Consider the following 26,190-nt stretch of genomic DNA (forward strand, 5'->3'; position numbering starts at 1 on the left):
GGCGATAAATAAATTCCATCCTGCTATATCGAATCCGTCCGGGCTCCACGGTCTCGATTCGCTTGGTCGGCTACTACTCGAAGGGGTAAGGAAAACCAACAGATTCGATTTGCTTCGGTGAACGGTTGGCGGAGTAAGTGACGCATCACTCGGCTAAACTTCGAACTTCGAATTTGACCAAGTCAACGCTACCTTTTAGGCTTCTCACGACGCCGATCAGACTCGATCGAACTCCCACCGCGTCGCGTCGGTCGGATAGTCGCTCCACGCGAACACCCGCTCGGGACGAACCGCGAAGAACGGCGTCCCGTGTTGGATGCCGTACTTTCCTTCGTAGGCCGCGTCGAGTCGCTCCACGAGAGTCGAGTCGACCGTCTCCGCGTCGATTCGCTCCGCGACGCCCTCGATGATGACGACCGTCTCGCCGCTTTCGCGGTGGACGGTGATCCCCGGTTCGACCGCGAGATTCCGCACCCAGCGCGTTTTCTCGCCGCCGCCGCAGTGGAAGGTGTCGTCGACCCAGACGCCCCACGTCGGTCGGGCGTGCGGGCGACCGTCGGGCCGCGTCGTCACGACCCAGTAGTTCTGCTCGTTCGCCATCTTCTCCCGCACGAACTCCCAGGAGAGCATCCCGTCCGCGCTCTCGGGGATGCCGTAGCTTCGCTCGGTCTCCGGTCGGCTTCGCCGCGCACCCTCATCGTTGTCGTCCCCCGCCATACCCGGTAGTAACACGCGACGGGACAAAAGGTGTGCTCCGGACTCCGAACGGTTCGTCGCGGACGGTGGCCGGGGGTCACCCGCGGGACGGAGCTCTCCCCCGTCGGGGACCGGGACGGTAGCTTACTTTACGCTCGCGTCCCTCTGTCCGACCATGCCTTCGATAACGCTGTACTCGCTCGACGGCTGTCCGTACTGCGAGAAAGCCCACGACGCGCTCGACGACGCGGGCGTGGAGTACGAAACCGAGTGGGTCGAAGCGCTGCACTCGAAGCGGGACGAGGTAAAGCGCGTCAGCGGTCAGCGCGCGGTTCCCGTGCTCGTGAACCGCGATTCGGGCGTCACGATGGCCGAGAGCGACAACATCGTCGAGTACGTGGAGCGGTCGCTCGCATGAAAATCTACACCGGGCGCGGCGACGCCGGGAAGACCGACCTGCGCGACATGTCGCGCGTCTCGAAGGCGAGTCCGCGCATCGAGGCGTACGGCACGGTGGACGAGTTGAACGCCCTCGTCGGGCGGTGCCGACCGACGGGTCACGACGACGTGGACGACCACCTCCGGGAGGTCCAGAACCACCTCCACGTCGTGCAGGCGGACTTCGCCAACCCGGAACCCGACGAGGACGACCCGCGGGTCGGCGCGGAACACGCCGACCTGCTCGAATCGTGGATGGATTCCTACGACGACGAACTCGACCCGCTCACCTCGTTCATCCTCCCCGGCGGGAGCGAGGCGGGCGCGAACCTCCACCACGCCCGAACCGTCTGCCGCCGGGCCGAGCGTCGGGCGGTCGCGCTGGAGAACGACGAGGACGTGAACGACGACGCCGTGACCTACCTGAATCGGCTGTCCGACGCCCTGTTCGTCTTCGCCCGCGTGGTGAACAAGCGCGACGGGGAGCGAGAAGAGAGTCCGACGTACTGAGCTTCTTTCTCGTTACAGACCCAGTTCCCGACCGATGACGAGGTGCTGAATCTCGCTCGTCCCCTCGCCGATCTCCATCAACTTCGCGTCCCGCAGGAACCGCTGCGGGGCGAAATCCTCGGTGTAGCCGTAGCCGCCGAGCACCTGCACGGCGTCCTCCGAAACCTCCCGGGCGGACTCGCTGGCGTCGAGTTTCGCCAGCGCGCTCTCGTGGGAGACGGAGTAGCCCTCGTCGTACTTGCAGGCCGCCTTGTGGGTGAGCAGGCGCGAGCGCTCTATCTTCCTGTCCATGTCCACGATCTTGTTGCGGATGGCGTCGAACTTGCAGATCGGCCGGCCGAACTGCTCGCGCTCCTTGCTGTACTCGTGGGCGGCCTCGAACGCGCCCTGCGCGATGCCGGTCGAGAGCGCGGCGATGCTGATTCGGCCCCCGTCGAGCGTCTTCTTCGTCTGCTCCCAGCCCTCGCCCTCCTCGCCGAGTAAGCGGTCTTCGGGGAGGCGCACGTCCGAGAGCTGAATCTCGCAGGTGGGCGAGGCGTTGAGCCCCATCTTGTCCCAGACGGTCGTGACCTCGAACCCGTCGTCCTCCTCGGGGTCGACGATGAACGTCGAGATGCCGCCGTAACCCGCATCGGGGTCGGTGACGGCCTTCACGAGCACGCTTCCGGCGACGTTGGCGTTCGTGATGAACTGCTTCGTTCCGTTCAGCACCCACTCGTCGCCGTCCCGTTCGGCGCGGGTGTCCATGTCGCTGGCGTCGGAACCGGAACCGGGTTCAGTGAGCGCCCACGAACCCAAGTACTCCCCCTCCGCGAGCGGGCGAAGCCAGCGTTCCTTCTGGTCGTCCGTGCCGAACAGTTCGATGGGTTTCGACGCGAGCGAGACGTGGGCCGCGTAGGAGAGACCGATGGAGCCGGAGACGCGACCTAACTCCTCGGTGACGAGGGCGTACATCAACTGGTCGCCGCCGAGACCGCCGTACTCCTCGCCGACCGGGACGCCCATCATGTCGAGGTCGGCGAGTTGGTCGAACACCTCCTCGGGGAAGCGGTGTTCGCTCTCGATCTCCTGTGCGATGGGCTCTATCTCCTCGTCGCAGAACTGCCGGACGGTGTCCCGCACCATCCTGTGCTCGTCGGGGAGGTTGAAATCCATGCGCAAAATTTGCGCGGGTTCCGCTATAAAGACAGCGAAGCCCTCTGCCGGCCGGGAACGATTTATGTGCTCTCGCCGTTTTAATACGGTGATGGGAATTCGCCGGCTGGTACGCGGCACCATCGAGTGGCCACGGCTCGAGACGGTTCTCCGCGAACTCGCAGAGCGGTACGACCGCGACGAGATTCGCGTCGAGTTCATCGACGCGGACAACTGGCTCTCGACGCCCTGCGTCGTGGACGACCGGTGGTTCGTCAAGATAACGTCGGCCCAGAACTCGCTCGTCCACGCCCTTTTCACCAGCGCGCGCAACTTGGGCGCCTTCTCCAGCGGCACGGAGGGATTTTTCGAACACTTCGCCGGACCGCGGGAGATGGCGGAGCACGAACTGGAAGCGACGCGCGAGATGCGCGAAATCGGGTTGAACGTCCCCACGCCCATCGAGGCGTTCGAGGCCGACGGTCTCGGCGTGCTGGTGTTGGAGTACCTGCCGGAGTTCGAGACGTTCGAGGAGCTACCGGAGGCGACCGTGCGCGAGCGCGCGCCGGAACTGTTCGAATCGCTCTCGCGCATGCACGACAATCACCTAGCTCACGGCGACCTGCGCGGGGAGAACGTCCTCGTCTCGGACGGTGAGATATACTTCATCGACGCGACGAGCGTCAACGAGGAGCGAATCGACGAGGCTCGGTCGTACGACCTCGCGTGCGCGCTGGCGTCGCTCGCGCCCCTCATCGGGGCCCGCGACGCGGTCATCGCCGCGCGCGAGCACTACTCCGCCGAGGAACTGCTCGGCGCACGGGAGTTCCTCGACTTCGTGAACATGCGCCCCGACCACGACTTCGACGCGGCGAGCGTGAAGGGGGAAATCGAGAAACTCGCCGACGCGGAAGAAGGGGAGACCGGTTGACGGGCGGCGGGACGAGAGGTGGGTAACGACGCGCGCCACCCGGCAAAATTGGGAGACTTTTTTAGCGTACCCGCCCGAGTTCCTATCGAAGATATGAGCCAACAAGCGAGCCAGCAGGTCTACGGTCACTACATCGGCGGCGAGTGGGTCGAGGGCGACGGCGACGACACGTTCGAGAGCGTCAACCCGGCGACGAAGGAGACGCTGGGCGAGTTCCGCCGCGGCACCCCCGCGGACGTCGACGCCGCGCTCTCGGCGGCAGAAGAAGCCGAGGACGAGTGGGCGAGCCTCTCGTACATCAACCGCGCGGAGTACCTCTGGGACATCTACCACGAACTGCGCGAGCGCACCGACGAACTCGGCGAGGTCATCACCAAAGAGTGCGGCAAGGAGATTAGCGAGGGGAAAGCCGACGTGGTCGAGGCGGCGCACATGGTCGAGTGGGCCGCGGGCAACGCCCGTCACCCCCACGGCGACGTGGTGCCGAGCGAGATTCCGAGCAAGGACGCCTACATGCGCCGGAAGCCGCGGGGCATCATCGGTTGCATCACGCCGTGGAACTTCCCGGTCGCCATCCCGTTCTGGCACATGGCCATCGCGCTCGTGGAGGGGAACACGGTCGTCTGGAAGCCCGCCGAGCAGACGCCCCACTGCGGCCAGATCATCGCGGAGATGATGGAGGACGCCGGCGTGCCGGACGGGGTGTTCAACATGGTACAGGGCTTCGGCGACGCCGGAAACGCCATCGTCGAGGACGAGCGCGTGGCGACCGTCCTCTTCACCGGTTCCTCTGAGGTCGGCCACAAAATCGCGGGCAAGGTCGGCGGCGAACCCGGTAAGCTCGCGGCCTGCGAGATGGGCGGAAAGAACGGCATCGTCATCACCGAGAACGCCGACCTCGACACCGCGGTTCACAGCGCCGTCATGTCCTCGTTCAAGACGACCGGTCAGCGCTGCGTCTCCAGCGAGCGTCTCATCGTCCACGAGGACGTGTACGACGAGTTCAAGGAGCGCTTCGTCGACCTCGCCGAGAACGTCTCGGTCGGCGACCCGCTGGACGAGAACACGTTCATGGGTCCGCTGGTCAACGAAGAGCAGGTCGAGAAGTTCGGCAAGTACAACCAACTCGCGAAGGACGAGGGCGCGACCGTGCTCGTCGACCGCGAGGAACTGGACGACGACGAGATTCCGGAGGGTCACGAGGACGGTTACTGGGTCGGCCCGTTCGTCTACGAGGTCGAGTACAGCCCCGACCTGCGCTGCATCCACGAGGAGGTCTTCGGCCCGCACGTCGCCCTGATGTCCTACTCGGGCGACATCGAGGACGCGGTCGAGATTCACAACGACACGCCCTACGGACTGGCCGGAGCCATCATCAGCGAGGACTACCGCCAGATAAACTACTTCCGCGACAACGCCGAAATCGGTCTCGCCTACGGTAACCTGCCGTGCATCGGCGCGGAGGTCCAACTCCCGTTCGGCGGCGTGAAGAAATCGGGCAACGGCTACCCGAGCGCCCGCGAAGCCATCGAGGCCGTCACGGAGCGCACGGCGTGGACGATAAACAACTCGAAGGACATCCAAATGGCGCAGGGACTCTCGGCGGACATCAAGACCGAGGACGAAAACTAAGGACGCCGAGTCCCGCGAGACGACCGTCCGTCGTCTCCGAACGACGTCGGGTGAGCGTATTTTTTTAGGAGACGGCGGCGACTACGGCCGCGAATCGGGACGATACCCTCGCGGTCGGTCTCGCACTTCTCGCGGTCAGCGGATTGCGGACGGGGGACGCCGCCTCGTTCGCGCTCGCGTTCGTCGTCTTCGGGGCACTCCTCGTCGTTACGTCGTTCGTCGGCGTGCTCTACGGGTGACGCAGTTCGTCGTGGAAGAAGACGGCGTCAAGACGAGGGGGTTGGGTGGTGGCTTCCGGAAGCCTGTGGGTTCCCGACCAAACCCACGCGACGAGGCGCACAGTCCCTATGCCGACACACGACGAGAAAAGCGTCGCACATCGGCGTTCGACCATTTTGCCTTCTCCCTGATAAAGCTGTGCAACGCGGCCAGCGTCGCGCGAAGCGCGGACGGCCTTCGCTTAAGGAGGTTGCCAATGCAACTCGTTCGTTTACTGAAATCGCGGTAGTCGTCTCGGGTGCTATGAGCGGAGATACGCTTACCGACCTGTTCCAAGAGGGGCTGAAGGAGATGTACTACGTCGAGAACCAGCTCGTCGACGTGCTCGAGGAACTCGGCGAGGAAGTCGACCACGACGGCATCGAGGACGCCTTCCGCGAGCACAAAGAGGAGACGGAAGAGCACGTGAACCGCCTCGAAGAGGTCTTCGATAAAATCGGCGAATCGCCGGAGAAAAAGCAGGTACACGCGCTGGACGGCCTCGTGCAAGACCACCACGAGTTCAGCGACGACGACCCCGAACAGAACGTGTTGAACCTGTTCGACACGGCCGCCGCCGAGAAGACCGAACACCTCGAAATCGCCGCGTACGGAAATCTGACGTTCATGGCCGACAAACTCGGCCACGACGAGGTGGCCGACCTCCTCGAAGCGAATCTGCGCGAGGAAGAGGAGGCGCTCGACAAACTCAAGTCGCTCACGGAAGAGTACGACGTGGAGTCCGTCCCCGCGTAGAACCGAGGCGATTCGCCGTCGGCGAGCTCGACGCTCTTTTTCGACGGGAACCGACGTCTTAGACGCGTTTGCTGACGTAGGGACCGTCCTGATGGTAGCCGAGTTTGTTCCGGTAGTACTCCCGCGCGCCGATGCCGGAGATGACGCTCACCTTGTCGTAGCCCGCGTCGGCGGCGATTTCTTCGGCTCTCTCCATCAGGCGTCGTCCGTAGCCGCGGTGCTGGTGTTGGCTTTCCTCGCTCGCCGCACCCACCGACACCTCGCTCCCGTAGACGTGGAGTTCGCGGACGAGCGCGGCGTTTTCGAGTTCGCGGCGCACGGGGTCGCCGGGGAACCGCAGTCGACAGAAGCCGACGAGCAGGTCGTTGTCCGGGTCTTCGAAGCTGATGAAGTGTTCCGTACCCCCGGCGGCGTCGTACGTCAGCACGTCGAGTTCGACCGATTCCGGTTCGCGGTCGTTCATACCGACCTCGCGACAGCGGATGCAGTCGCACGTCCAGCCGTGCTCGTCCATCTTCTGTCGCGCGAGTTGGCGGAGGTTCGACTTCCACACCCCGGCGTCGATGAAGTCGGCGGGGATGTCGCGCTGGACGCGCTGGAGGCGGACGTACTTCGGAATCATCGATTTCACCTCCGCGACGAGTTCGGCGGCCTCCTCGTTTCGCAGGGGTTCGTACTCGCCCTCGTACCACCAGTCGTAGGTCGCGGTGCCCCGAACCACGAGCGTCGGGTATATCTTGAGGTAGTCCGGCTTCCACTTCTCGTCCTCGAAGATGCGCCTGAAATCCTCCAGGCACATCTCCTTCGACATGCCGGGCTGGCCGGGCATCATGTGGAAACCGACCTTGAACGCCGAGTCTCGAAGGCGTTGGTTGGCTTCGATGGAGGCCTGCGCGCCGTGACCGCGGTGCATCTCCCGGTTGATCCGTTCGAAGGTGGTCTGGACGCCGACTTCGACCTTCGTCCCGCCCAAATCGAGCATCCGGTCTATCTGCTCGGGATCGCACCAGTCGGGTTTCGTCTCGAACGTCGTGCCGATGTTCCGCACGTCGCCCGTCTCGTTCTCGGCGATGACGTCCTCCAGGTAGCGGAACTCGTACTCCTCCGGGCTCTGGGCGAAACTCTCGCCCTCCGCCGGTTCCGGCTCCTTGTCCACGTCGTAGTCGTTCATCGCCTCCAGCGCGCGCTTGACGAACCACTCCTGGTAGTCGTGACTCCGGGCGGTCATCGTCCCGCCCATCAGGATGAGTTCGACCTTGTCGACGGGGTGGCCGATCTCCCGTAGCTGTTCCAGCCGAAGGGTGACCTGCCCGTAGGGGTCGTAGTCGTTCTGCACGCCCCGCGCCGCCGCCGGTTCGTGGCCCGTGTAGCTCTGCGAGGAGGAGAATTCGGAGCCCGGGCCGCCGGGGCAGTAGAGGCACTTCCCGTGCGGGCACCGGTGCGGGCTGGTCATGATGGCGACCGGCGAGACGCCCGAGGCGGTGCGAACCGGTTTGCGCCGGAGCACCGCTTCCAGCTCCTCGCGGCGCTCGCTCGGCGCGAAATCGAGAATCTCCGAGTTCTTCGGCACCTTCGGCGCCGAGTGCTCCGAACAGGCCTCGAGTTTCGCGCGCTCCACGTCGTCGCGCTCGACCTCGCCCGCCAAGATTCGGTCGACGAGCTCCTCGCAGACCTGCTCGAACGCCTCGGTCTCCGCGGCGTCCGGCGTCTCGGTGCTCATTGCTTCGTAGTCGTCGGTTCCGCCGGATAAGGGTGTCGTCTACGGATGGTTTCGGTTCCTCTCTCGGTTCGACCGACGAAACGACCGAAAATCGCGGACGACGGAAAAACGGCGAGACGAACGACCTCGTCCCCTAGTTCACGCGCTCGCTGACGGATTCGATGACCGCGTCCAGCGCGGCGTCGCGCTCGCCGCGGAGGAACTCGAGTTTCCCGTCGCGCGTGCCGACGGGGACGATTCCGGCCTCCGGGGCTCGCTCGCGTGCCGTGTCGGCGATGTCGCGGACGTTGACGCTCCCGTCGCTCCGGATGTGGAGTTCGTCGTCAGCGAGGCCGAGGGTGACGTTCGGGCCGCCCGGCCTGCCCGTGATGTCGCGGCGGTGGAGCGCGTCCAGGAGGACGTTCGTGGGCGGGAAATCGAAGCGGTGGGTGTAGGCGTCCGTGTCGAGGACGGTGAAGGTGACGCCGTTCGCGCCGCGGACCGAGAGGTTCGGCTCCGCGGTGTCGAGTTCGTCCTCGAGTTTCGTCCGGAACTGCTCGCTGATGTGCTCGGCGAGGTCGCGTTTCGCGTGCTCGAAGAGCAGGTCGGTGATGAGTTCGCGCTTGTCCTCGTAGGACTGGTAGTACGCCTCCAGCGCGACCGCCTCGCGCAGCGCCGTGACGTGTGCCTCGTCGTAGCCGGCCTCCTCGGCCAGTTCGACGTACTCCGCGGGGGCGTCCTCCCAGTAGCTGACGGCCGGGAGGTGGGCCACGTCCTCGCGCACGTCGGCGTTGACGTGGGCCGCGACGTTCGCGCCGAGGACGCCGACGGTCGCGCCCTCGTCCGAGTCGCCGAGGAAGGGGTTGACGACGACGTCCGCCGTCTCGGCGACGTCCTCGTCCGGGTAGTGCGTGTCGACGATGACGTGCGGTGCGCCGTAGATGTCGAGCAGGGAGAGACCGTCGCTCGATTCGACGGTGCTTCCGGCGTCGACGAGCACGAAGAGCGGGAGTTTCTCGTCGTGGCGCTCGCGGTTGTCGAGCATGGTGGTCGCGTCCTTCGTCGCGTCCTCCATGTCGTAGAAGCCGTCCTCGAGGGGACGGCGGTCGAAGAAGTGGTACTGCGCGTCGCTCCGGGCGTGCTCCTCGCGCACCAGCGGGAGGACGGCGCGCTCCAGCGCCGCGCCGGCCACGTAGCCCTCGGCGGTCGCGTTGTGTCGGACGATGACGGGTCGGGACTCGATGACCGCGCGGCGAATCGCGCTCGCGGCGTCCCGGATGTCGTCGTGAATCGCCTCGACCAGCGAGTCGTCGGCGAGCAGGTCGACGTCTTCGGGACGCGCCTCGTCCTCCAGCGCTTCGGCCAGTCGGTCGTGGACGGCGGCTTCCTCGTCGTCGGTGAGCGCGTCCAACTGCTCCGTCTCGACCTGCAGTTCGTTGTTTCTGAGTTCGACCTCGCCGACCAGTCGAACCACGTCGTCGGTGTCCACTTCGGGGTACGCGCGGACGCCGGCTTCCTTGAAGGCCGCGCAGTCGACGACGGCGGTTTCGTCGCGGAGTTCGAACACCGTCGGACCGCTCGTCTGGCTCGCGCCGACTATCTCGCCCTCGATTTGGACGCGCTCGCCGACGCGCTCGCCGAGCGATTCGATGGTGACGCGCTCCGGCGGCTCGTCGTGTTCGGGGAGCGTCGCGTCACCGACCGCGGTTCCGGAGCCGTCGGTCGTCGTTGGCGGCTCCGGTTGCTGTTCCGCGTTCGCCCCGTCGGCGGTCGACTGCTCGCTCTCGGTTTCCTCGTCGGGTTGGTGTGTCCCCTCGGCGTCCTGCACGAGTTTGCCGCGGAACTCGCGTTCCGCCTGGCGTATCGACCACCCGAGGTCCACGTTCCCGTTGTCGCGGACGCCGAGCACCTCGACGTACACCGTGTCGCCTTTTTCCCAGTCGAGGCTGTCGAGTCGCTGGTCCAGCTCGCTCTTGTGAAGCAGACCGGTCACGCTGTCGCCGATATCGATGAAGACGCCGAAGTCGGCGAAGCCGTCCACGCTACCGCTGTAGTATCGTCCTCGGGTGAGCTGTTCGGGGCGGTTACCTTCGAATTCGAAGAGGACGTCCTGTTCGTGACTGGCGCAAATTTCGCCGTCGACAGGCGTCCCGCAGATGACGCAGTTACCCATTTATACTGGCACAGAATAGTCCCGGCCTAAAACGGTTGTCGAAATCCCGACGCGGATATCGGTCTCGCCGAACCGCACGACCGAGCGCTAATAGTGGTAGAAGGAAAAATCGCTACCGCAGTGGCGACAGTCCACTCGTCTCCCTTTCAGCCGCGTTTCGTCGGGACGGCTCGCATCCCCGTTCGTGGTCACCATATCGACCGTCGAGGCCGTCCCGCAGTGGGGGCAACCGACGGTCATCGCCGATTGGGACATACGCCTCCCTCCGCCGAGAGAGAGCATAGTTATAGGCTCGCTAATGGAAGTCGTGCGTCGCGCGGTAACGGATAAGTAACGGCTTAGCGGCGGGTTACGCCCCCGTTCAGTGCCGGTGTCCCACCGCCAAGGCGATCACGTTCAGCGCCAAAAGCAGGACGAACGTCTGTCGTTGTCCGGTCGTTTCGAGGCCGGCCGTCAGCAGGGGGAGATAGAGGAACGGGAGGGCGATGGCCATCCAGAAACCGACGAGCCGAACCGGGGCCGAAAGCGAGAACGCGGTCGACTCGTTCTCCTCCTCGTTCGAGCGGTTTTCTCTCGTCTCGGGGTCAGTGATGGTGGACATGCTCCGCGGAATGTGCTACTACGTACCACGGTATTATTATTGGCCGCTTAACGAATCGAAAGAAGAGCGTGCGCGAGGCTCACCCGAGCGCCGAGAAAAATTCGAGTTTACTCGAAAACTGGGCTATCGTCCTCTAATCTTTCTATATCTGATGCTATTTTTCGGACCTTTTCCGGGAACAGTGCGACCTGCACTTCGTTACCCTCGTCGTCCTCGAACACCAGTTTCACGCGCTTGTCGCCGAACTCGCGTACCTCCGCCGACTCCACGTCGAACAGCTTCGCCGACCCCGTCTTGTTCGACGGGCCGACGTTTTTGATGGCACCATCCTTCAGCTCGACCATGAAATCGTCGATGCGCAAGTTGAGCATACTTTCGATACGGCGTCCCTGCCTTAATTACCACGGTACCGCTGCGGAGCGGGCGAGGATTTCCAGCGCCGCCTTACCGCCGAATCCGTAGCCGAACACGAGCGCCGCGGGGAGCGCCGCCGCGAGCGCCGCGCGAACGTAGGACGTGTGGTGGACTTCCTTGACGCCGACGACGAGCAGGAGCGCGCCGTACAGGGTGCAGACGACGCGCAGTTCGGGCGCGGGGAGGCCCGCGAACAGACAGGGTGCGACCGAGTAGCCGATGACCTGCACCGTCTCGCTGATGCCCGCCCGGTTGGGAACGAGAACCATCAGGATGACCGTCTGGAGCGCCGCCGTCAGGTGGAGAACGAGTGGCGCGACGAACAGCCCGACCAGCGCCAACGCGAGGAGTTTCGTGAGAAGCGGGCTCCCCGCGACGTCGCCGACGGTCAACTCGCCGAACGCCATCCGGGAGGCGACCGACGTCAGCGTCACGAGCACGCCGAACACCATCCCCGGCGCTTGGTCGCCGGGCGCGACCCCCGTGTTGAAGAACCGTCGAGGTCGCACCATCACTTCGACCCACGCGCGAAGCACGGCCTGCGGACCGCGGTCGCGCCCGCCCGTCGGATTCTCGACCCACTGTGTCACGGTTATCCCTACTCGGTGCGGAGGGTATGACAGTTCCGACAGCGCGCTTCGTAGGATTCCTGCGCGCCGACCAGAATCGTCGGGTCGTCGACGTGCGCCGGTTCGCCGTCGATGAGCCGCTGGTTCCGCGTCGCGGGTTCGCCGCACGTCGCGCAGATGGCCTGTAACTTCTCGACGTACTCCGACAGCGAGATGAGTTGCGGAAGCGGGTCGAACGGCTCGCCGCGGAACGTCTGGTCGGTGCCGCTGACGATGACGCGTCTTCCGTCCTCGGCGAGTCGCTCGCAGACGGCGACGAGTTCGGCGGAGAAGAAGTTCGCCTCGTCCACGGCGACGACCTGCTCGCCGTTCAGTCGTTCCCGAATCGCCCAGACCCCCTCGTCGCCGGGTTCGACCACGGTCGCCTCCCACGAGCCCCCGTCGTGCGAGCCGACCGTGTCCTCGCCGTAGCGGTCGTCGAGCGCCGGCTTGAACACGGCGACCTCCTGCCCTGCGATCTCCGCGCGACGAAGCCGACGCAGCAGTTCCTCCGTCTTCCCGGAGAACATACAGCCGGTGATGACCTCGACCCACCCGCTGTTCGTGATTTTGTGCATACCCGAACTGCGCTCAATCCGGCGTCAAAAGGGTTGCTTATTCGCGTGGCAGACTCGAATTCGGTGCGGCGCTCGGGCGACGAAAGATTACTCCACCGCGCCGACGTTCTCCTCGCTCTCGAAACTCGCCGGGCACGGTTCTATCTTCGAGTACCGCACCACCTGCCGTCCCAGCGTCACGACGCGGTCTTCCAGTTCCTCGTCCGTGAACGTCCCGTTCCGCACCGCGCCGTGCGACCGGGGTACGGCGGCCTGATACGGAAGCACCCACGCGTCGAGCGCCCGACAGACCGATCGGAGGTGGTCCATCGCCGTGACCGGAAATCGACCCCCCGACACCGCGAGCAGGCCGACTGTCTTCTGTTCGAACTCGTCGAATCCGCAGTAGTCGAGCGCCGTCTTCAGGGGGGAGGAGTACGATCCGTGGTACACCGGCGTGCCGAGGATGACCGTGTCCGCCTCGCGCACGCGGCGTTTGAGTTCCGGAGCGTCGCCCACCGCCCTGTCGTCCGCGTCGAACAGCGGCAGGTCGAACTCGCGCAGGTCGAGGAGTTCGCCGGTTCCGCCCGCCCGTTCGGCGCCCGTGAGCGCGCGCTGGAGCGCGACGCAGGTGACGCTCTCGTCTCGGAGACTGCCGCAGATGGCGACGACGTGTGGCTGGTTCACCATGGAGTGGTATGGAACCGGGAGGGCGAAATAAGGAGCGATGAAGTGTCACTCGGGGAAAGCGTTCACCGCGAGTACGCCGTCTCAGGCGCGTCGCTTCGCGTGAGTGGTGTCGGTTTCCGAACCCGCTGGTTGTACTGCCCGTCGAGTCTCGACGACGTGCGCGCGAACCGAAACACGATGACGCTCCCGCTCGACTGGCGCTCGATCCGATTCCGATCTTCGTCGGTCGGTTGCTGACGGGCGCGATGTCGCTCGTCTATAATCCGCCGGTTGCGATTCGAGGACGAAGCGACGTTTCGAGAAGCGGAGTCGGTTCTGCGCGAATTCCTCGAAAGACGCGGCGTTACCGCCTGAGCCGCGCGAACGACTCACCGCTCTCGTCGCCCTCTCCGTTCTCCAGTTCCACCAACCCGTCGTCTTCCAAATCCGAACACAACTCGTGGAGCCACTCCTCGCCGTGGTCGCCGCCGTAATCCACCCTGACGCGCGGCCCGAGTTTCGAGAGGGGAAGTTCGTCGTACTCTTTGAGCACCGAGACCACGCGCCCGCGGAACTGCCTGCGCGACCCCTCGAATTTCGGTTGCGTGGGAACGTCGGGGGCGGTGAAGTCGCCGACCTCGTAGGCGTGGCACCACTCGCGCCACGGGCACCCCGCCTCGTCGCAAGCGGGCGTCTTCTCGCAGGCGACGCCGCCGAGTTCCATGATCGCGTTGTTCCAGACGCGCGATTCGCCTTCGGGCATGAGTTCGCTCGCGACCGCCTCGAAGGCGGTGTCGTCGTCCGGTACGTCGAACGCGCGGTAGAGGACGCGCTTGACGTTGGTGTCCACGACGGCGTTCCCCTCGTTGAACGCGAAGGAGGCGACCGCGTTCGCGGTGTACGGACCGACGCCCTGCAGGTTCTCGAGTTCCTTCGGCGTCTCGGGGAACTCGCCGCCGTACTCCGCGGTGACTTGCTCTGCGGCCTCGTGGAGGTACTTCGCGCGGTTGTTGTAGCCGAGGCTGTGGCCCGTCCAGAAGCCGACCACGTCCGAGCGGTCCGCCTCCGCGAGCGCCTCGACGGTCGGCCAGCGGTCGAGGAACGCGTCCCACGCTTCGACGACGCGTCCGAGTTGCGTCTGCTGGCTCATCACCTCGGAGACGAGGATGGCGTAGGGGTCGTCCGTCTCGCGCCACGGAAACGTCCGGTGGTCGTCCTCGTACCACGAGACGAGGGCGTCGCGTACCGCGTCGGTGTCGTCCGGGAGCGACCGCGCCGTGTCGGTCATCGCCCACGCTTCGGCCCGATTCGGTTTACCGATAGCGGTTCGCGGACGACGGAAAAGCTTATCCTCGGCGGAGCGACTCCCCCGGTATGCGTCCGAAAACCCTCGCCGCCCTCGGGGTGGCCCTCGCGCTGGGGCCGTACGCCGTCTCCGCGTACTTTCGGGCGGGACCGTGGCTGTGGTTCGTCCTCGGCGCGTGCTGCCTCGGTTCCGCGTTGGTGCTGAAACTCGCCGAACGAAACGCCCCTCAATTCGAGGCCGTCGAATGACCGATTTCGACGGCCGAAATGCGCTTCGCCACCGCGTGGCATCCGGAATTCGATAACCTGAAGGCTTATTGCTCGCTCGTCGTAATCCTCCGAGGATGCACGTACGGCCCTCCACGCTGTTCCTCGTCGGCGTCGTTATCATCGTCGCCCCGGTTGCGCCCCTCGTCTTCGCGCGCAATCCCGCGGCGTGGTTCGCGCTAGGGGGTGCGTTCGTCCTCGCCGGAATCGGTATGTCGCTCCGCCGACGTCGGGGCGGCCGGTCGGCTCGCGAATCGAGTCCGGAGTCCCAGCACTTCATCGTCTGTCCGAACTGCAGCGCGCGTAACTTCGCCAGCCGAGACGTCTGTCGGTACTGCGACGAGGAGTTCTAGAGCGAAAGCGGTATGCCGTCCCCGCTCCACCACCCGTCCATGAGTCTCGACGACCTGACGGACGACGTCGAAGCCGCCTACTCCGCGCTCGACGAGGAACTCTCCGTGAGTCTCGACCGGGAGTCGCGAAACGAACTCGCCATGCTCCGCGCCGCGTTCGACCCCGACGACTCGGACGAACTCGTCCGCCGCGCTATCCACTTGCTGTTCCAGTCCGCGGTCGAGACGGGGAACCTCGACTTCCACCTCAGGGGGACGTACGACGTGACCTACGACGAGTATCTCTCCGGCATGACGTTCGAGGAGATGACGGGTGCGAACCAGTTCCCCCAGCGCGACGACGAGCGCCGGTATCAGTTCTGACGCGGTCGTTCCTAGAGTAACGCGGTGACCACGTCGTCCCGTCGATCCCACGCCACCAGTCCGCCGCCGGAAAGCTTCGGGAGGTGGACGTGGTGGAGCGCGGTTCGCGCTCGCCGCTCGTCGCGTTCGACGTCGGTCGCGACGAGGTGGTCGGCCAACTCGGCGACGGTCGCCCGCCCGTCCGTCTCGTGGAGCCGTGCGAGAACGGCCTGTCGCTGCTCGGAAGCGAGCAAGCCGTGGAGTTCCGGCGGCACGCCGAGGAGGGTCGGCAGTCCGAACGTCTCTACCGCGTCTTGAAGCGTCGATAGAGACGGATCAGACGGAGTTTCGCTGGCATCGAGCGGTGAATCGTCCCCCCTGTTGGCCATCGTTCACGAAAAACGGCGTGTCCGGATTAGTGGTGGTGCTTGTTATAACAGGCCGTTTTATGGGCGCGCCCCTACTCGTCGGCGTCGAGGAGGGCCACTTGGAGGACGTTTCCCGCGGCGCGACGAACGCGCTCCGAGAGCGCCTGCTGTGAGATGCCGATCTCTTCGGCGAGGTCGCCGAGCGTCACACCCCGAGGCACGTCGAAGTACCCGCGCTCGACGGCGAGAACCAGCGCCTCCCGCTGTTCGGCCGTCAGTCCGAACTCCCGTTGATCCACGTTCATGTCGGTCATCACTCGGTCGAGGCGGTACTCGATTCCGTGTTCGGCGCAGTAGTCGTGAAACTCGGACAGCTGGTTGTGATCGTCGAACCGGAGACGAAAGCGCCACTCGCTGTCCCCCGACGCTTCGAGGATGGTCGCGCCGACCGCCGCGATACCGTAGACGAAACTCTCCACCTCCTCGCTCCACTCGACGCGGTAGAGCGCTCGATCGTCCACTCGGTCGAGCGCGACGAGATTTTCGACGTACGGATTCGACCGGACGGCGGCTTCGAAACTCTCGAACTCGGTGCCGACGGCCCAGAAGAACGGAAGCACCTGCGGGGAGGCGGGGACGACGCGCTCCAACTCGACGTGGACGTTCGTGTCGGTGAACAGGGCCCGACCGAGCAGAAACTGTTCACCGGAGATCCTCAAGTCCGCTGTAACGCTCATACGGACTACAGGTCGCGGACGGTTATAGCGACTACGCCGTCTCCTCGATGGATTCGAGCAGGAGGTCGATGCCGATACCTATCTCGCGCTCGGTCACGTCCAGCGGCGGAAGGATGCGGAGCGTCTTGTAGCCGCAGCCGAGCGTGAGCAACCCGCGCGAGAGCGCCGCGTCGACGACGGCCTCGCGTCGGTCCTTCGTGTCGAACTCGACGGCGAGCATCAGACCCCTGCCCCGCACGTCGACGACGGTTTCGGGTGCGGCGTCCTCGATGAGTTCTCGGGCCTGCCGCCCGCGCTCGGTCGCGTTCGCGAGCAGGTCGTGTTCGCGGATGGCGTCGATGGTGAGCGCACCTTGCAGCGAGGCGATGACGTCGCCGGCACCCCACGTCGAGGAGAGTCGCCCCGTCTCCTCGGGGAAGACGTCGGCGCGCGAGATGGTCGCGCCGACGCGGAGCGCCTTCGCGCTGGTGATGACGTCGGGTTCGAGGTCCAGGTGGTCGACGGCCCACATCTCCCCCGTCCGACCCATCCCGGACTGAATCTCGTCGGCGACGACCTTCACGCCGAACCGCTCTCGAATCTCCGCGATGTCGGCGATGAACTCGTCGTTCGGGATGCGATAGCCGCCCTCGCCCTGCACGGGTTCGAGGATGAGGTAGGCGACCTCCTCGGGCGAGATGACGCCTCGGTCGGGGTCGAGGTAGTCGGCGATGGCGTTGCCGCCCGGACCGTCGGTCTTCCAACCGCAGTCGCACTCCCCTTCGCAGGCGCAGTAGGGGACGCTCACCACGCCCGGAATCTCGGGGTAGGCTTTTCGGTGTGCGACCTTCGAGCGGTTGAGCGAGAGCGCGCCGAGGGTGCGACCGTGGAACGCGCCGTCGAAGGTGAACGCGCGGTGACCGCCGCGGTTGTAGCAGATTTTGATGGCGTTCTCGACCGCTTCCGCGCCGGAGTTCGAGAGGAAGACGGTGTCCATGTCGTAGTGGCCGGTGATGTCGACGAGTCGTTCCATCAGCTGGGTCGGCCCGGGGAACTCGGGGTCCTCCGGCGGCCAGCCGCCCGACGCGTAGAAGTCCTGTCCCGCTATCTTCGTCGGGTCTGGAACGTCCAACTCGCGGAGTTTGCCCGCGATTTTGGGGTTGTTGTATCCCAGCGGGGCGGCGGCGACGTGGCTGGTGAAATCGAGGAGGACGTTCCCGTCCACGTCGGTACAGAAGGGACCGACCGAGTCCTCGGTGATGTCCCAGACGAAATCGTATACGTACGTCGTCGGCGCGGCGAACCGGTGGTGGTAGTCCGCCCATCGTCGCGCTTTCTCGCCGGGCATCTCCCGAACCCGCGGTTCGGCCGTATCTCGGTTCATGCACCCGGTTACGGAAAGCGGTGCTTTAAAAAATTCGTTGTGCGGTCTCAGATGGCGGCGACGATGGCGGTGAGGCCCGACCCCGCGAGCAACACCGTGCTCCAGATGGCGACTCGCCGGGCGAACGCCCGATTCGGGGCGGAGACGGTCAACGCCGCTTTGACGACGATGCTCGACGCGGTGGCGAGCAGGATGCCGAAGACGGCGGTCTGCTGGCTCAGATTACCGCCGCTGTAGAGCGTCACCGCGGAGGCGGTGACCCCGGCGCTCGACACCAGTCCCGACAGCAGGGCCGTGATGTAGAAGCCGGTTTGGCCGAACTGACTCTTCGCCACCGCGCCGCCGACCACGACGAGCAGGAAGATGACGCCGAATCCGAGCACGTTCCGCAGCGAGAACGGGCTTTTCAGGTCGATGTCCATCTGCTGCGACCAGTCCGCCGAGTACGCCGCGATGGCGACGCTCCCGACGATGATCGTTCCGAGGGGGATGATGGCTCCGTACAGGGTCTTGCCCGGCGTGCCGAGCGTGAACGCCAGCGCGATGACGAGGTTGCGGAGCGCCATCGCGGCGTCGGCGAGCAGGATGGCCGCCACGCCGTAGGAGGCCGCTTCCGGGCGCTGGCGGACGTGGTCGAGCATGGTGCCGACCACCGCGGTCGAGGAGGCGAGCCCGCCGAAGAAACCGGTCACCGCGATTCCTCGCCCGCCGTAGCTCTCGACGACGGCGTAGTTGGCGATGCCGATACCCGCGACGGTGACGACCATCAACCAGATGAGGCGGGGGCTGACGGTGACGCTTCCGAACGAGACCTCGCCCGGCGGTAAGAGCGGGTAGATGACGAACGCGAGGATGGCAAACTCCGTCGCCGAGCGCAGCTCCTCCCGCGACAGACCCCACGCGAAACTGTGGAGTTCCCGCTTCAACACGAGCAGCAGCGACGAGACGACGGCGACGGTGACGCCGACGAGGATGAACCCCTCCGCGACCAGCACGCCGACGCCGAACGTCACGAGCATCGAGACGGACGTGGTGAGCGACAGTCCGGTGTCCTCGTCGTCGTCCATCAGCCCCTGTATCGCGAGCAGAACGCCTTGCACGATGACGAGGAGGCCCCCAAGGGCGAGCAGCACGTCCTTGTCGATGATGGTGAACGCCGCTCCGAGGAGGCTGATGAGCGTGAACGTCCGGATACCGGCCGACTTCTGCGACCACTCGCGCTCCAGTCCGAGGAAGAGACCGAGCGCTCCGGCGATGGCGATTCTGACGACGTCGCTTTCCAACGTGGCCGCCGCGAACACCTCTTCGAATCCGGGCACTGCCCGAACTACGCGACCACTCGATTAAAAGAATTGTTGCTACCTCGACGCGGTGCGCGAAATCTTTATATCCTGCGACCAAACTTCTGCCGTATGGTCAGCGGATGGAGTATTGACAAATCACGCGCCGCCTGGTGGGTCGCGGGCGGGGTACTGGGCCTAGCGGCGTTGTTCGTCATCTACTCCTTCATCGGGACGTTCGTCTTCGGCCTCTTCCTCTACTACGCGACGCGTCCGGTGTACCGGCGGCTGCGGCGGGTCGTCCGCCCGCCGAGCCTCGCCGCCGCCATCGCGCTGCTGGCGCTCGCGCTTCCCGCTATCTTGCTCGTCACGTACACCCTCGCTATCGGCGTGCAGGAACTGACGGCCGTGGCGACGATGGCCGACATCACGACGCTTCCGCAGGTCGTACAGCAGTACGCCGACGTCTCCAGAATCGCCCAACACCCCGAGGAGTTCCTCACCGACGGGAACAACGCGAAGGTCATCCAAGACGCGCTCCGCACCACGCTCAAGTACCTCGGATTCGTCGGCACCGCGGCCCTGCACCTGTTCGTGATGATCGCCATCGCGTTCTACCTGCTCCGCGACGACCACAAGCTCTCGCGGTGGTTTCGGCGGACGTTCGGGGACAGCGAGGGCGTCCTCGAATCTTACGTCCAGCGCGTCGACACCGACTTCAACAGCATCTTCTTCGGGAACATCCTGAACGCCTTTCTGACGGGTACCATCGGCGCGATCTCCTACAACGTGCTCAACACGGTCGCACCCCCCGGACTGGCCATCCCCTATCCGACCGTCGTGGGGCTGTTGACCGGCGTCGCCAGCCTCATCCCCGTCGTGGGAATGAAACTCGTCTACTTCCCGGTGACCGCGGTCGTCGGCGTCGACGCGCTGATGGCGCGCGACCCCGGTCTGCTGTGGTTTCCGGTGACCTTCTTCCTCGTCTCGTTCGTCATCGTCGACACCATCCCGGACCTCGTCCTGCGACCGTACGTTTCGGGCCGAAATCTCCACGTCGGGATGGTGATGTTCGCGTACATCTTCGGACCGCTGTTGTTCGGCTGGTACGGTATCTTCCTCGGCCCGATGATACTCGTCCTCGTCGTCCACTTCGTGGAAGTCGTCCTGCCGGAACTCATCGCGGGCAAGCCGATCCAGCCGTGGGCCGTCGACCCCACCTACTTACAGGGTGAGGGAGGTCCCCCACAGCCACCGCGCGACCCGGCCGAGTCGGCGGCCGCGGGAGGCGCGGAGACGGACGCCGACGACGCGGGAACCGGCGTCTCGGAGACGGCGACCGAAAGACCGGCGGAGGTGACGCCGACGGAGGGCGACGACTCGGGCGATTAATCGAGGGGCGTTCCGTCGCGCGGACAGTGGGTGAACTCCGGATTTCGCGTCCGAAAGCCGCACTCGGGACAGGTTCGACTCTCGGGTCGTCGGCTCCGTCCGAAGAGAATCGGGAGGAACGGGAGGAAGACGAACACGAACGGCGTGCCGAAATACTGCCAGAGGACGACGGTGAGTACGATGCTCAACGCGAGACCGGCGAGCGCAGTCGCGGTGCGGGACCCGACCATGGTGGCCGAAGGGCGCGCTGACGGAAAGTTCGTTCGTCTCAGTCGACGAACTGCCGCTCCCACTTCCGACGCGCTTCTATCTCCCGTTCCCCGTCGTCGGTGAGCACGTAGTAGTTCGTCCGCTGGTCGCGCTCGCCTTTCTCGACCAGCCCCGCCTCGACCAGCGTGTCGAGATTCGGATACAACCGGCCGTGGTGCACGTTCGCGTCGTAGTACTCCTCCAAGTCCTCTTTGATAGCCAGTCCGTGCGGCTCGCCGTGACCAGCGATGACGTACAGAATATCGCGCTGGAATCCCGTCAACTCGTCCATCGTCGATATCGCCGATATGTGTATGAATAAAATAAATATAACGGTTCTCTCAGTTTCGCCCCGGTTCTTCGGCGATGGGACGGCCTTTATCTTCGTGCGCGTCGTTCGAAGGTGTATGCCGGAAGAAGTCCTGTTCGAAACGGAGAACACGCAGAGCCGAACCGACATCGCCGCGTACCTTCGAACCGTCGCGGACAAACTCGAAAGCGGCGAACCGATCACCCTGAGCGCGGGGAGCCAGTCCGTCACGCTCGAACCCCCGGCCCGCCCGGTGTTCGAGGTGAAAGCGGAGCGCGAAACGTCCGCGACCGACCGAACCGAGACGAGCGTCGAGTTCGAACTCGAGTGGAAGGAGGGAGAAGACGGTGACGACGGGTCGCTGGCGATAGAGTAACGGACGACGAGCGTCTCTCTCGAATTTCGTATTGTCGGCGGTCCGAGTTGTACCGTGGACGGCGAGTATCGGTCGGACCGGGTGAGCGTCACCTTCGAACGGAGCAGACGCTCGGTGAGTTTGGCGTGAGTATCGTACGTAGGCTGCTAAGCGCTATCGCTCCCGAGTTAGCTTCGAAAGGAAAGCGGAACACGCGGGGGCGAAAAGACCCCGCGAACCGCTTGCCGCCCTGAATTGGTCCCCGCTGACGCTTCGGCCCTCCAAAGCGAAGCGTCAACTGGAACAATACGGCGTAATACCTTAAAGGTAACGATTTCGATAACTGAGAGTCGTCTGTCGAAAGAAAGTCAGATGTACTCCTCCTCGAGCACCCACCCCAGCGCCCGCTTGTAGTACGTGAACATCTGCCTGACGCTTTCGTGGTTCATCTCCTCGCTGTCGAGGTGTTCTTTGAGGAACTCGTACTGCTCGCGGATTTCCTCTTCGTCTCTCATACGACGTATGTTTTCGTTTCTCCGGGAAATCAGTGTCGGCGTCGCCGAGGGGTGGTTTTTGTGCGGTCGCCAGGCAGTCCTTCCCCCGACGCTGAGTTTATCGCTCTCGGCGTCGCTCTGTAGGGTGTGACCGACCAGCGTATCGGTATTCTGGGTAGCGGAGACGTGGCGAAGGCGCTCGGACGCGGCTTCGCGAAGCACGGCCGGGAGGTCAAACTGGGAACGCGCACCCCCGAGAAACTCCGAACGTGGTCGGCGGAGACGGAGGGAACCGTGTCGGTCGGCTCGTTTTCCGACGCCGCCTCGTTCGGCGACGTCGTCGTCCTGGCCGTTCTTGGTGCCGCGGCGGAGGACGTCTTGGAACTGGCCGGGTCCGAAAACGTCGCCGGAAAACTCGTCCTCGACACCACGAATCCGCTCGACTTCTCCGGGGACGGACCGCCCGGTCTGCTGTTCGGCGGGACGGATTCCTCGGGCGAACGAGTGCAAGCCGCGCTCCCGGACGCGCACGTCGTGAAGTGTTTCAACACGGTTTCGAACGCGCAGATGGTCGACCCCGAGTTCGAGGGCGAAACCCCACCGATGATGATATGCGGCGACGACGACGACGCCAAAGCGCGGACGGAGGCTATTCTGACCGAGTTCGGGTGGCCCGGTGCGCTCGACGTGGGTCCCATCGAATCGTCCCGCTATCTGGAGGCGCTCGTCCCGCTCTGGGTTCGTATCGGTGCGAACCTCGACACCTGGAAGCACGCGTTCGCCGTGGCTCGATGATTCGTTCGCCGATTCGAATCGCGGCCGAACGGAGCATCACGCGGCGGTGGCTGTAACCCGATCGGAGCGGTACACCGAATCGTTACTAACCGCGTTCTCGACTGCTTCGAGATTCACCTCCGTGAGAAACGTGCGGTAATCGGAGCGTCGTCCGCCCCCGTTTACCGGAACTGCCGAAAGAACTCCCGGAGGTCGCCGACGAGTGGCTCGGGAACTTCCATCGCCGGGAAGTGACCGCCGCGGTCGAACTCGCTCCAATGATCGATTTCCCGGTCGGGATCCATCACTGCGCGCACGAACGGTTGGGCGGCAAACTGCGCCCATCCTTGCGGTGCCGTGCCCGGCTCCCCCCATTCGGTCGAGTGCGCGGTCTCGTAGAGGAACCGAGCCGCCGAAGCCCCGGTACGCGTGAACCAGAAGACGGAGACGTTGGTCAGCAACTGGTCGAGGTCGACGGCGTCCTCGGGGAACTCGGCCGCCGGATCGGTCCACTCCTTGAAGTTCTCGACGATCCAGGCCAGTTGACCGACCGGCGAGTCGGTGAGGGAGTAGGCGATGGTTTGGGGACGGTTCGACTGGAGTTTGAGGTACCCCGAACCCTCCTCGCTGATCGACTTCATCCGCTCGACGGCCGCGCGGTCGTCTTCGGAGAGATCGGTGAGCCGCGCCGCTCCCTCGGGCAGGTAGTCGAGCGATCCGATCACCGCGAGCGGGTCGGAGTTCGTGTGTACCGCGGCCACGCGTTCGCTGTCGAAGCCGGCGAGCATTCCGAGAATCCCCGCACCGACGTCCCCCCCTTGGACGACGTAGCGTTCGTATCCTAGGCGATTCATCAGTTCAGCGTAGGCCCGGGCGGTGCGGGCCATCTCCCACCCCGGTTCGGAAACCGGGGTGGAGAACCCGAACCCCGGAATCGACGGAGCTACGACGTGGAAGGCGTCCGCGGCGTCGCCTCCGTGGGAGACCGGATCGGTGAGCGGTCCGATGATATCCGAGAACTCCACGAACGTACTGGGATAGCCGTGGCTGACGATCAGCGGCAGGGCGTCCGGTTCGGGGGACCGGACGTGCAGGAAGTGGACGGTCTGCCCGTCGATCGTGGTCTCGAACTGGGGAAACTCGTTGAGTTTCGTCTCCCACTCTCGCCAATCGTAGTCGTTCTGCCAGCGCTGAACCAGATCTTTCAGGTACTCCAACGGGACGCCGCGGGTCCACCCGACTTCGGGCAGTTCGTCCGGCCAACGAGTGCGCTCTAGGCGTTCATTTAGGTCGTCGAGGTCCTCCTGCGGAATCTCGATGGTGAACGGTTGGATGTCAGTGCCCCCCATAGTGGTTCACCGTATGCCAGTCACCGTAATAAACAGTGAAGCGAATTCTCGCGAAGGGCCCGATCCGAGAAGTGAAGACGGCGATAAAAGTAACCGTACGATTGGTCGGGGAGTACTCCCGTGCCGGGAATACCGCGATGAGGAAGCGTACCGTGAGACCTACGCGGGTGTAGTCAACGACGGAATTCGGCTGCACGAAGTCTTCCGGATACGCGCACAGTATGCAACGACGACGCCCGAAACCCGTCGTTCGGGGATTGCAACGGGGCCGTCTCGAAGTGTACGTAAAATGTCGCCCGGAACACTAACAGCCAGCCTCATCCCGGGGCGGCGTGCCGCGTCGGCCGGCAAACCCTCGTGCCGGGCGGGTCACGCGGAGCGTGACCGAACCTTTCGCCGGCGCGAACCGGCGGAGCGAGTCGCATCAGTGGGTGCGACCGACTCCTAACTGTCGCGCACTCGGGTTCTCCGCGCGGTCATCGCTCCCGAAACGGGACTGCTCCGGCGGGGACTGAAGTGCGCGCTAGTGGGTAGGCCGGGCGCGAGGTAAGGCCTTTCGGGTCGTCTCGCGAACCGGACGGTCGCGGGCGTCGTATCGGCCGAGACGGGGCGGACGGCTCCGGCGCATCCGCGCAGACGGTCGAAAATCGTCGATCCGACCCGTGAGCCGCCCGCAGAAGACTCTTCGACCGAACCCGCCGGATTTCAGACGACGTACTCCGACTCCTTCAACTGGACGTAGCCGCCGTTCCGGTAGCCGAACTTCACCCGCTTGTACTGCGCGGCGAGTTTCGCGCCGCTCACCCCGGAGCCGACTTTCGATTTGATGAGTCCGCTTCCGTCGTCGTCGGTGATGTTGTGTATCACCGAGAAGGCGTGGTCCCAGTCGTCCGGGCCGTAGTCCGCGACGATGTCCGCGAAGGAGACGTTTCGCAGTATCTCCTCGCCGATGGCCGCTTTCCACTCGTCGTTGTACGACTCGATGGCGTCGGTGGCGGCGAGCCTTCCGGCTATCTTCCCCGACCGAACCGCGACGTGGTAGCCGCCCTCGTGGAACGCGCTGGTCGTGCCCATCGCGCCGCCCGCGACGGCGATTCCGGCCTTCGTCGGCGACTCGATGGGTCGCGTCGAGGAGATGGGGTAGGTCTCCGTCCCCTTCGATTTGCCGCGGTCTTCCGCGAGCGGGAAGTCGGCGTCCACGTCGTACTCGTCGCCGTACTCGTACTCGAGCAGCCTGCGGACGTACTCCCCGCCGCGCGGGATACCCTCGTCGTCGGGGCGCAGGAGCGCGTAGGCGTCGGGATTCTCCACGTCCGCCAAATCCATCCCGATGGGCATCGTCAGGCCGACGCGGGCGACCGTGCCGTCGTTGGGGAACACCCACGGGTACGCCGTCTCGCCGGGCATGACGCCCCACCAGAACTTGAGCGCGCTCGGTTCGAACAGTTCCTCGGGGAACTCGCGGTACTCCTGATAGGCGATGTGGTTCGCCGTCGGCGGACTGAGGTGGTCGGCGACGGAGCGACCCCCGGGCATGAACTGGTCCAAGACGCCGAGCGTCACCCGGCGCTGCGGACCGTCCGCGAGGACGAGGTACTTCGCTTCGACGTCCTCGCCGTCGGCGAGCCGGAGGGTGTGTCGGTACGCCGCGTCCAAATCGGTCTCGGCGCGCTTCACGCCGACCCCGACGCGGTACTCCGCCCCGGCGTCCTCGGCGCGCTCCCTGAGCCAGTCGTCCATCCGGGCGCGGTGGAAGGTGAAGCCCATCTTCGGGTACGACGCCTCGATGCCGGTCTTCCGGAGGGTCGCAGTCTCGTTCGGGCCGACGAAATCCACCCGGTCGAGTTCTCGGAGGACGACCTCGTCGGGGATCTCCCGGTAGTCCTCGTCCATGATGTCCACCCAATAGTCGAGCATCCCGGCGGCGTCCGTCGAGTCGGGGCCGAGGAAGTCCCGGTCGGCGCGCGGAACGCCCTGTTCCAGCACGACGGCGCTCGCGCCGTGACTCGCGGCCTGTTCCCCGGCCGACATACCGGCGGGACCCCCACCCACGATAGCAACGTCGAATCGCTCCATACGCCTACGCTACACAACATGGGGTACTAAATTCTTGACCTTCCGTTCGACGTATCGTTCTCGCTAGCCAAACGGTGACGGTACGGTTTTGACGCTCCCG

At 64.9% G+C, this 26,190-nt stretch carries 32 protein-coding genes; 12 read left to right on the top strand and 20 right to left on the bottom strand.

Features of this window, described 5'->3' with window-relative positions:
- Positions 1-216: 216 nt before the first annotated feature.
- The gene (locus LIX00_RS14440; protein ID WP_227353888.1) at positions 217-717 is read right to left on the bottom strand and encodes a pyridoxamine 5'-phosphate oxidase family protein; all 501 of its coding nucleotides are present in this window, start codon (positions 715-717) and stop codon (positions 217-219) included.
- 154 nt (positions 718-871) lie between these two features.
- Between LIX00_RS14440 and LIX00_RS14445 the strand changes: the two genes are divergently transcribed.
- Positions 872-1,114 carry a glutaredoxin family protein gene (locus LIX00_RS14445; protein WP_227353889.1) on the top strand — a complete coding sequence of 81 codons (243 nt, stop codon included), beginning with the start codon at positions 872-874 and terminating at the stop codon, positions 1,112-1,114.
- Positions 1,111-1,644 (top strand): cob(I)yrinic acid a,c-diamide adenosyltransferase, encoded by a 534-nt coding sequence (locus LIX00_RS14450; RefSeq protein WP_227353890.1) that lies wholly within the window; start codon positions 1,111-1,113, stop codon positions 1,642-1,644. The genes LIX00_RS14445 and LIX00_RS14450 overlap by 4 nt, the downstream gene beginning before the upstream one ends.
- A 12-nt stretch (positions 1,645-1,656) precedes the next feature.
- Here the strand turns inward: LIX00_RS14450 and LIX00_RS14455 are convergent, their stop codons facing one another.
- Positions 1,657-2,799: an acyl-CoA dehydrogenase family protein gene (locus tag LIX00_RS14455; RefSeq protein WP_227353891.1), complete on the bottom strand. Its 1,143-nt coding sequence runs from the start codon at positions 2,797-2,799 to the stop codon at positions 1,657-1,659.
- A 91-nt stretch (positions 2,800-2,890) separates the two neighbouring features.
- On the opposite strand from LIX00_RS14455, the gene LIX00_RS14460 reads away from it, so the two are divergent.
- From LIX00_RS14460 to LIX00_RS14470, 3 genes are all read left to right on the top strand, one after another.
- Positions 2,891-3,709: an RIO1 family regulatory kinase/ATPase domain-containing protein gene (locus tag LIX00_RS14460; RefSeq protein ID WP_227353892.1), complete on the top strand. Its 819-nt coding sequence runs from the start codon at positions 2,891-2,893 to the stop codon at positions 3,707-3,709.
- A 93-nt stretch (positions 3,710-3,802) separates the two neighbouring features.
- Entirely contained in the window at positions 3,803-5,341 is a 1,539-nt protein-coding gene (locus LIX00_RS14465; protein WP_227353893.1) for an aldehyde dehydrogenase family protein, read from the top strand.
- Positions 5,342-5,863: 522 nt separating this feature from the next.
- Entirely contained in the window at positions 5,864-6,355 is a 492-nt protein-coding gene (locus LIX00_RS14470; protein WP_227353894.1) for a YciE/YciF ferroxidase family protein, read from the top strand.
- A 58-nt stretch (positions 6,356-6,413) separates the two neighbouring features.
- Here LIX00_RS14470 and LIX00_RS14475 read toward each other — a convergent pair whose 3' ends face one another.
- The 8 genes from LIX00_RS14475 to LIX00_RS14510 form a co-directional block, all read right to left on the bottom strand.
- Entirely contained in the window at positions 6,414-8,075 is a 1,662-nt protein-coding gene (locus LIX00_RS14475) for a tRNA uridine(34) 5-carboxymethylaminomethyl modification radical SAM/GNAT enzyme Elp3 (RefSeq protein WP_227353895.1), read from the bottom strand.
- Between the two features lie 133 nt (positions 8,076-8,208).
- The gene (locus tag LIX00_RS14480) at positions 8,209-10,227 is read right to left on the bottom strand and encodes a DHH family phosphoesterase (RefSeq protein WP_227353896.1); all 2,019 of its coding nucleotides are present in this window, start codon (positions 10,225-10,227) and stop codon (positions 8,209-8,211) included.
- 87 nt (positions 10,228-10,314) lie between these two features.
- The gene (locus LIX00_RS14485; RefSeq protein ID WP_227353897.1) at positions 10,315-10,482 is read right to left on the bottom strand and encodes a hypothetical protein; all 168 of its coding nucleotides are present in this window, start codon (positions 10,480-10,482) and stop codon (positions 10,315-10,317) included.
- A 106-nt stretch (positions 10,483-10,588) separates the two neighbouring features.
- On the bottom strand, positions 10,589-10,828 hold the full coding sequence (locus LIX00_RS14490; RefSeq protein WP_227353898.1) for a DUF8028 family protein: 240 nt from the start codon (positions 10,826-10,828) through the stop codon (positions 10,589-10,591).
- A 107-nt stretch (positions 10,829-10,935) separates the two neighbouring features.
- Positions 10,936-11,199 (bottom strand): hypothetical protein, encoded by a 264-nt coding sequence (locus tag LIX00_RS14495; protein ID WP_227353899.1) that lies wholly within the window; start codon positions 11,197-11,199, stop codon positions 10,936-10,938.
- Between the two features lie 27 nt (positions 11,200-11,226).
- Entirely contained in the window at positions 11,227-11,832 is a 606-nt protein-coding gene (locus LIX00_RS14500; protein WP_227353900.1) for a YIP1 family protein, read from the bottom strand.
- Between the two features lie 8 nt (positions 11,833-11,840).
- Entirely contained in the window at positions 11,841-12,428 is a 588-nt protein-coding gene (locus LIX00_RS14505; RefSeq protein WP_227353901.1) for a thymidine kinase, read from the bottom strand.
- An 87-nt stretch (positions 12,429-12,515) separates the two neighbouring features.
- A complete protein-coding gene (locus LIX00_RS14510; protein ID WP_227353902.1) occupies positions 12,516-13,097 on the bottom strand; it encodes an NADPH-dependent FMN reductase in 582 nt (193 codons plus the stop codon).
- 42 nt (positions 13,098-13,139) lie between these two features.
- Between LIX00_RS14510 and LIX00_RS14515 the strand changes: the two genes are divergently transcribed.
- Entirely contained in the window at positions 13,140-13,334 is a 195-nt protein-coding gene (locus LIX00_RS14515; protein ID WP_227353903.1) for a hypothetical protein, read from the top strand.
- 106 nt (positions 13,335-13,440) lie between these two features.
- On the opposite strand, the gene LIX00_RS14520 is transcribed toward LIX00_RS14515, so the two are convergent.
- Entirely contained in the window at positions 13,441-14,364 is a 924-nt protein-coding gene (locus LIX00_RS14520) for an HhH-GPD family protein (protein ID WP_227353904.1), read from the bottom strand.
- 86 nt (positions 14,365-14,450) lie between these two features.
- Here LIX00_RS14520 and LIX00_RS14525 point away from each other — a divergent pair, with 86 nt between their 5' ends.
- From LIX00_RS14525 to LIX00_RS14535, 3 genes are all read left to right on the top strand, one after another.
- Positions 14,451-14,630, top strand: a complete 180-nt coding sequence (locus LIX00_RS14525; RefSeq protein WP_227353905.1) for a hypothetical protein — start codon at positions 14,451-14,453, stop codon at positions 14,628-14,630.
- A 95-nt stretch (positions 14,631-14,725) separates the two neighbouring features.
- Positions 14,726-15,001 (top strand): hypothetical protein, encoded by a 276-nt coding sequence (locus LIX00_RS14530; protein WP_227353906.1) that lies wholly within the window; start codon positions 14,726-14,728, stop codon positions 14,999-15,001.
- 39 nt (positions 15,002-15,040) lie between these two features.
- Positions 15,041-15,364 carry a ribbon-helix-helix protein gene (locus LIX00_RS14535; protein ID WP_227353907.1) on the top strand — a complete coding sequence of 108 codons (324 nt, stop codon included), beginning with the start codon at positions 15,041-15,043 and terminating at the stop codon, positions 15,362-15,364.
- Between the two features lie 11 nt (positions 15,365-15,375).
- On the opposite strand, the gene LIX00_RS14540 is transcribed toward LIX00_RS14535, so the two are convergent.
- From LIX00_RS14540 to LIX00_RS14555, 4 genes are all read right to left on the bottom strand, one after another.
- Positions 15,376-15,732 (bottom strand): DUF7344 domain-containing protein, encoded by a 357-nt coding sequence (locus tag LIX00_RS14540; RefSeq protein ID WP_227353908.1) that lies wholly within the window; start codon positions 15,730-15,732, stop codon positions 15,376-15,378.
- A gap of 71 nt (positions 15,733-15,803) precedes the next feature.
- A complete protein-coding gene (locus tag LIX00_RS14545) occupies positions 15,804-16,448 on the bottom strand; it encodes a helix-turn-helix domain-containing protein (protein ID WP_227353909.1) in 645 nt (214 codons plus the stop codon).
- 31 nt (positions 16,449-16,479) lie between these two features.
- A complete protein-coding gene (locus LIX00_RS14550; RefSeq protein ID WP_227353910.1) occupies positions 16,480-17,811 on the bottom strand; it encodes an aminotransferase class III-fold pyridoxal phosphate-dependent enzyme in 1,332 nt (443 codons plus the stop codon).
- A 47-nt stretch (positions 17,812-17,858) separates the two neighbouring features.
- Entirely contained in the window at positions 17,859-19,130 is a 1,272-nt protein-coding gene (locus LIX00_RS14555; protein WP_227353911.1) for an MgtC/SapB family protein, read from the bottom strand.
- 93 nt (positions 19,131-19,223) lie between these two features.
- Between LIX00_RS14555 and LIX00_RS14560 the strand changes: the two genes are divergently transcribed.
- Positions 19,224-20,483, top strand: coding sequence for an AI-2E family transporter (locus LIX00_RS14560; RefSeq protein ID WP_227353912.1), 1,260 nt, complete (start codon positions 19,224-19,226; stop codon positions 20,481-20,483).
- Here LIX00_RS14560 and LIX00_RS14565 read toward each other — a convergent pair.
- Positions 20,480-20,713 (bottom strand): hypothetical protein, encoded by a 234-nt coding sequence (locus LIX00_RS14565; RefSeq protein WP_227353913.1) that lies wholly within the window; start codon positions 20,711-20,713, stop codon positions 20,480-20,482. The two genes, LIX00_RS14560 and LIX00_RS14565, sit on opposite strands and share 4 nt — an antisense overlap.
- A gap of 38 nt (positions 20,714-20,751) precedes the next feature.
- Positions 20,752-21,024: a PadR family transcriptional regulator gene (locus LIX00_RS14570; protein ID WP_227353914.1), complete on the bottom strand. Its 273-nt coding sequence runs from the start codon at positions 21,022-21,024 to the stop codon at positions 20,752-20,754.
- 115 nt (positions 21,025-21,139) lie between these two features.
- Here LIX00_RS14570 and LIX00_RS14575 point away from each other — a divergent pair, with 115 nt between their 5' ends.
- Positions 21,140-21,418 (top strand): amphi-Trp domain-containing protein, encoded by a 279-nt coding sequence (locus tag LIX00_RS14575; RefSeq protein ID WP_227353915.1) that lies wholly within the window; start codon positions 21,140-21,142, stop codon positions 21,416-21,418.
- A gap of 347 nt (positions 21,419-21,765) precedes the next feature.
- Here the strand turns inward: LIX00_RS14575 and LIX00_RS14580 are convergent, their stop codons facing one another.
- Positions 21,766-21,912, bottom strand: a complete 147-nt coding sequence (locus tag LIX00_RS14580; protein WP_227353916.1) for a DUF8555 family protein — start codon at positions 21,910-21,912, stop codon at positions 21,766-21,768.
- A gap of 126 nt (positions 21,913-22,038) precedes the next feature.
- On the opposite strand from LIX00_RS14580, the gene LIX00_RS14585 reads away from it, so the two are divergent.
- Positions 22,039-22,686 carry an NADPH-dependent F420 reductase gene (locus tag LIX00_RS14585; RefSeq protein WP_227353917.1) on the top strand — a complete coding sequence of 216 codons (648 nt, stop codon included), beginning with the start codon at positions 22,039-22,041 and terminating at the stop codon, positions 22,684-22,686.
- 161 nt (positions 22,687-22,847) lie between these two features.
- Here the strand turns inward: LIX00_RS14585 and LIX00_RS14590 are convergent, their stop codons facing one another.
- Positions 22,848-24,014, bottom strand: a complete 1,167-nt coding sequence (locus LIX00_RS14590) for an epoxide hydrolase family protein (protein WP_227353918.1) — start codon at positions 24,012-24,014, stop codon at positions 22,848-22,850.
- A 705-nt stretch (positions 24,015-24,719) separates the two neighbouring features.
- The gene (locus tag LIX00_RS14595; protein WP_227353919.1) at positions 24,720-26,090 is read right to left on the bottom strand and encodes an NAD(P)/FAD-dependent oxidoreductase; all 1,371 of its coding nucleotides are present in this window, start codon (positions 26,088-26,090) and stop codon (positions 24,720-24,722) included.
- Between the last annotated feature and the right edge of the window lie 100 nt (positions 26,091-26,190).

Source organism: Haladaptatus salinisoli, assembly GCF_020614375.1.
Classification (GTDB): domain Archaea; phylum Halobacteriota; class Halobacteria; order Halobacteriales; family Haladaptataceae; genus Haladaptatus; species Haladaptatus salinisoli.

Bases quoted from the DNA above. Each gene is read 5' to 3' on its own strand.
- LIX00_RS14440 (WP_227353888.1), bottom strand. From the start codon at position 717: ATGGCGGGGGACGACAACGATGAGGGTGCGCGGCGAAGCCGACCGGAG.
- LIX00_RS14445 (WP_227353889.1), top strand. From the start codon at position 872: ATGCCTTCGATAACGCTGTACTCGCTCGACGGCTGTCCGTACTGCGAG.
- LIX00_RS14450 (WP_227353890.1), top strand. From the start codon at position 1,111: ATGAAAATCTACACCGGGCGCGGCGACGCCGGGAAGACCGACCTGCGC.
- LIX00_RS14455 (WP_227353891.1), bottom strand. From the start codon at position 2,799: ATGGATTTCAACCTCCCCGACGAGCACAGGATGGTGCGGGACACCGTC.
- LIX00_RS14460 (WP_227353892.1), top strand. From the start codon at position 2,891: ATGGGAATTCGCCGGCTGGTACGCGGCACCATCGAGTGGCCACGGCTC.
- LIX00_RS14465 (WP_227353893.1), top strand. From the start codon at position 3,803: ATGAGCCAACAAGCGAGCCAGCAGGTCTACGGTCACTACATCGGCGGC.
- LIX00_RS14470 (WP_227353894.1), top strand. From the start codon at position 5,864: ATGAGCGGAGATACGCTTACCGACCTGTTCCAAGAGGGGCTGAAGGAG.
- LIX00_RS14475 (WP_227353895.1), bottom strand. From the start codon at position 8,075: ATGAGCACCGAGACGCCGGACGCCGCGGAGACCGAGGCGTTCGAGCAG.
- LIX00_RS14480 (WP_227353896.1), bottom strand. From the start codon at position 10,227: ATGGGTAACTGCGTCATCTGCGGGACGCCTGTCGACGGCGAAATTTGC.
- LIX00_RS14485 (WP_227353897.1), bottom strand. From the start codon at position 10,482: ATGTCCCAATCGGCGATGACCGTCGGTTGCCCCCACTGCGGGACGGCC.
- LIX00_RS14490 (WP_227353898.1), bottom strand. From the start codon at position 10,828: ATGTCCACCATCACTGACCCCGAGACGAGAGAAAACCGCTCGAACGAG.
- LIX00_RS14495 (WP_227353899.1), bottom strand. From the start codon at position 11,199: ATGCTCAACTTGCGCATCGACGATTTCATGGTCGAGCTGAAGGATGGT.
- LIX00_RS14505 (WP_227353901.1), bottom strand. From the start codon at position 12,428: ATGCACAAAATCACGAACAGCGGGTGGGTCGAGGTCATCACCGGCTGT.
- LIX00_RS14510 (WP_227353902.1), bottom strand. From the start codon at position 13,097: ATGGTGAACCAGCCACACGTCGTCGCCATCTGCGGCAGTCTCCGAGAC.
- LIX00_RS14520 (WP_227353904.1), bottom strand. From the start codon at position 14,364: ATGACCGACACGGCGCGGTCGCTCCCGGACGACACCGACGCGGTACGC.
- LIX00_RS14525 (WP_227353905.1), top strand. From the start codon at position 14,451: ATGCGTCCGAAAACCCTCGCCGCCCTCGGGGTGGCCCTCGCGCTGGGG.
- LIX00_RS14530 (WP_227353906.1), top strand. From the start codon at position 14,726: ATGCACGTACGGCCCTCCACGCTGTTCCTCGTCGGCGTCGTTATCATC.
- LIX00_RS14535 (WP_227353907.1), top strand. From the start codon at position 15,041: ATGAGTCTCGACGACCTGACGGACGACGTCGAAGCCGCCTACTCCGCG.
- LIX00_RS14540 (WP_227353908.1), bottom strand. From the start codon at position 15,732: ATGGCCAACAGGGGGGACGATTCACCGCTCGATGCCAGCGAAACTCCG.
- LIX00_RS14545 (WP_227353909.1), bottom strand. From the start codon at position 16,448: ATGAGCGTTACAGCGGACTTGAGGATCTCCGGTGAACAGTTTCTGCTC.
- LIX00_RS14550 (WP_227353910.1), bottom strand. From the start codon at position 17,811: ATGAACCGAGATACGGCCGAACCGCGGGTTCGGGAGATGCCCGGCGAG.
- LIX00_RS14560 (WP_227353912.1), top strand. From the start codon at position 19,224: ATGGTCAGCGGATGGAGTATTGACAAATCACGCGCCGCCTGGTGGGTC.
- LIX00_RS14565 (WP_227353913.1), bottom strand. From the start codon at position 20,713: ATGGTCGGGTCCCGCACCGCGACTGCGCTCGCCGGTCTCGCGTTGAGC.
- LIX00_RS14570 (WP_227353914.1), bottom strand. From the start codon at position 21,024: ATGGACGAGTTGACGGGATTCCAGCGCGATATTCTGTACGTCATCGCT.
- LIX00_RS14575 (WP_227353915.1), top strand. From the start codon at position 21,140: ATGCCGGAAGAAGTCCTGTTCGAAACGGAGAACACGCAGAGCCGAACC.
- LIX00_RS14580 (WP_227353916.1), bottom strand. From the start codon at position 21,912: ATGAGAGACGAAGAGGAAATCCGCGAGCAGTACGAGTTCCTCAAAGAA.
- LIX00_RS14590 (WP_227353918.1), bottom strand. From the start codon at position 24,014: ATGGGGGGCACTGACATCCAACCGTTCACCATCGAGATTCCGCAGGAG.
- LIX00_RS14595 (WP_227353919.1), bottom strand. From the start codon at position 26,090: ATGGAGCGATTCGACGTTGCTATCGTGGGTGGGGGTCCCGCCGGTATG.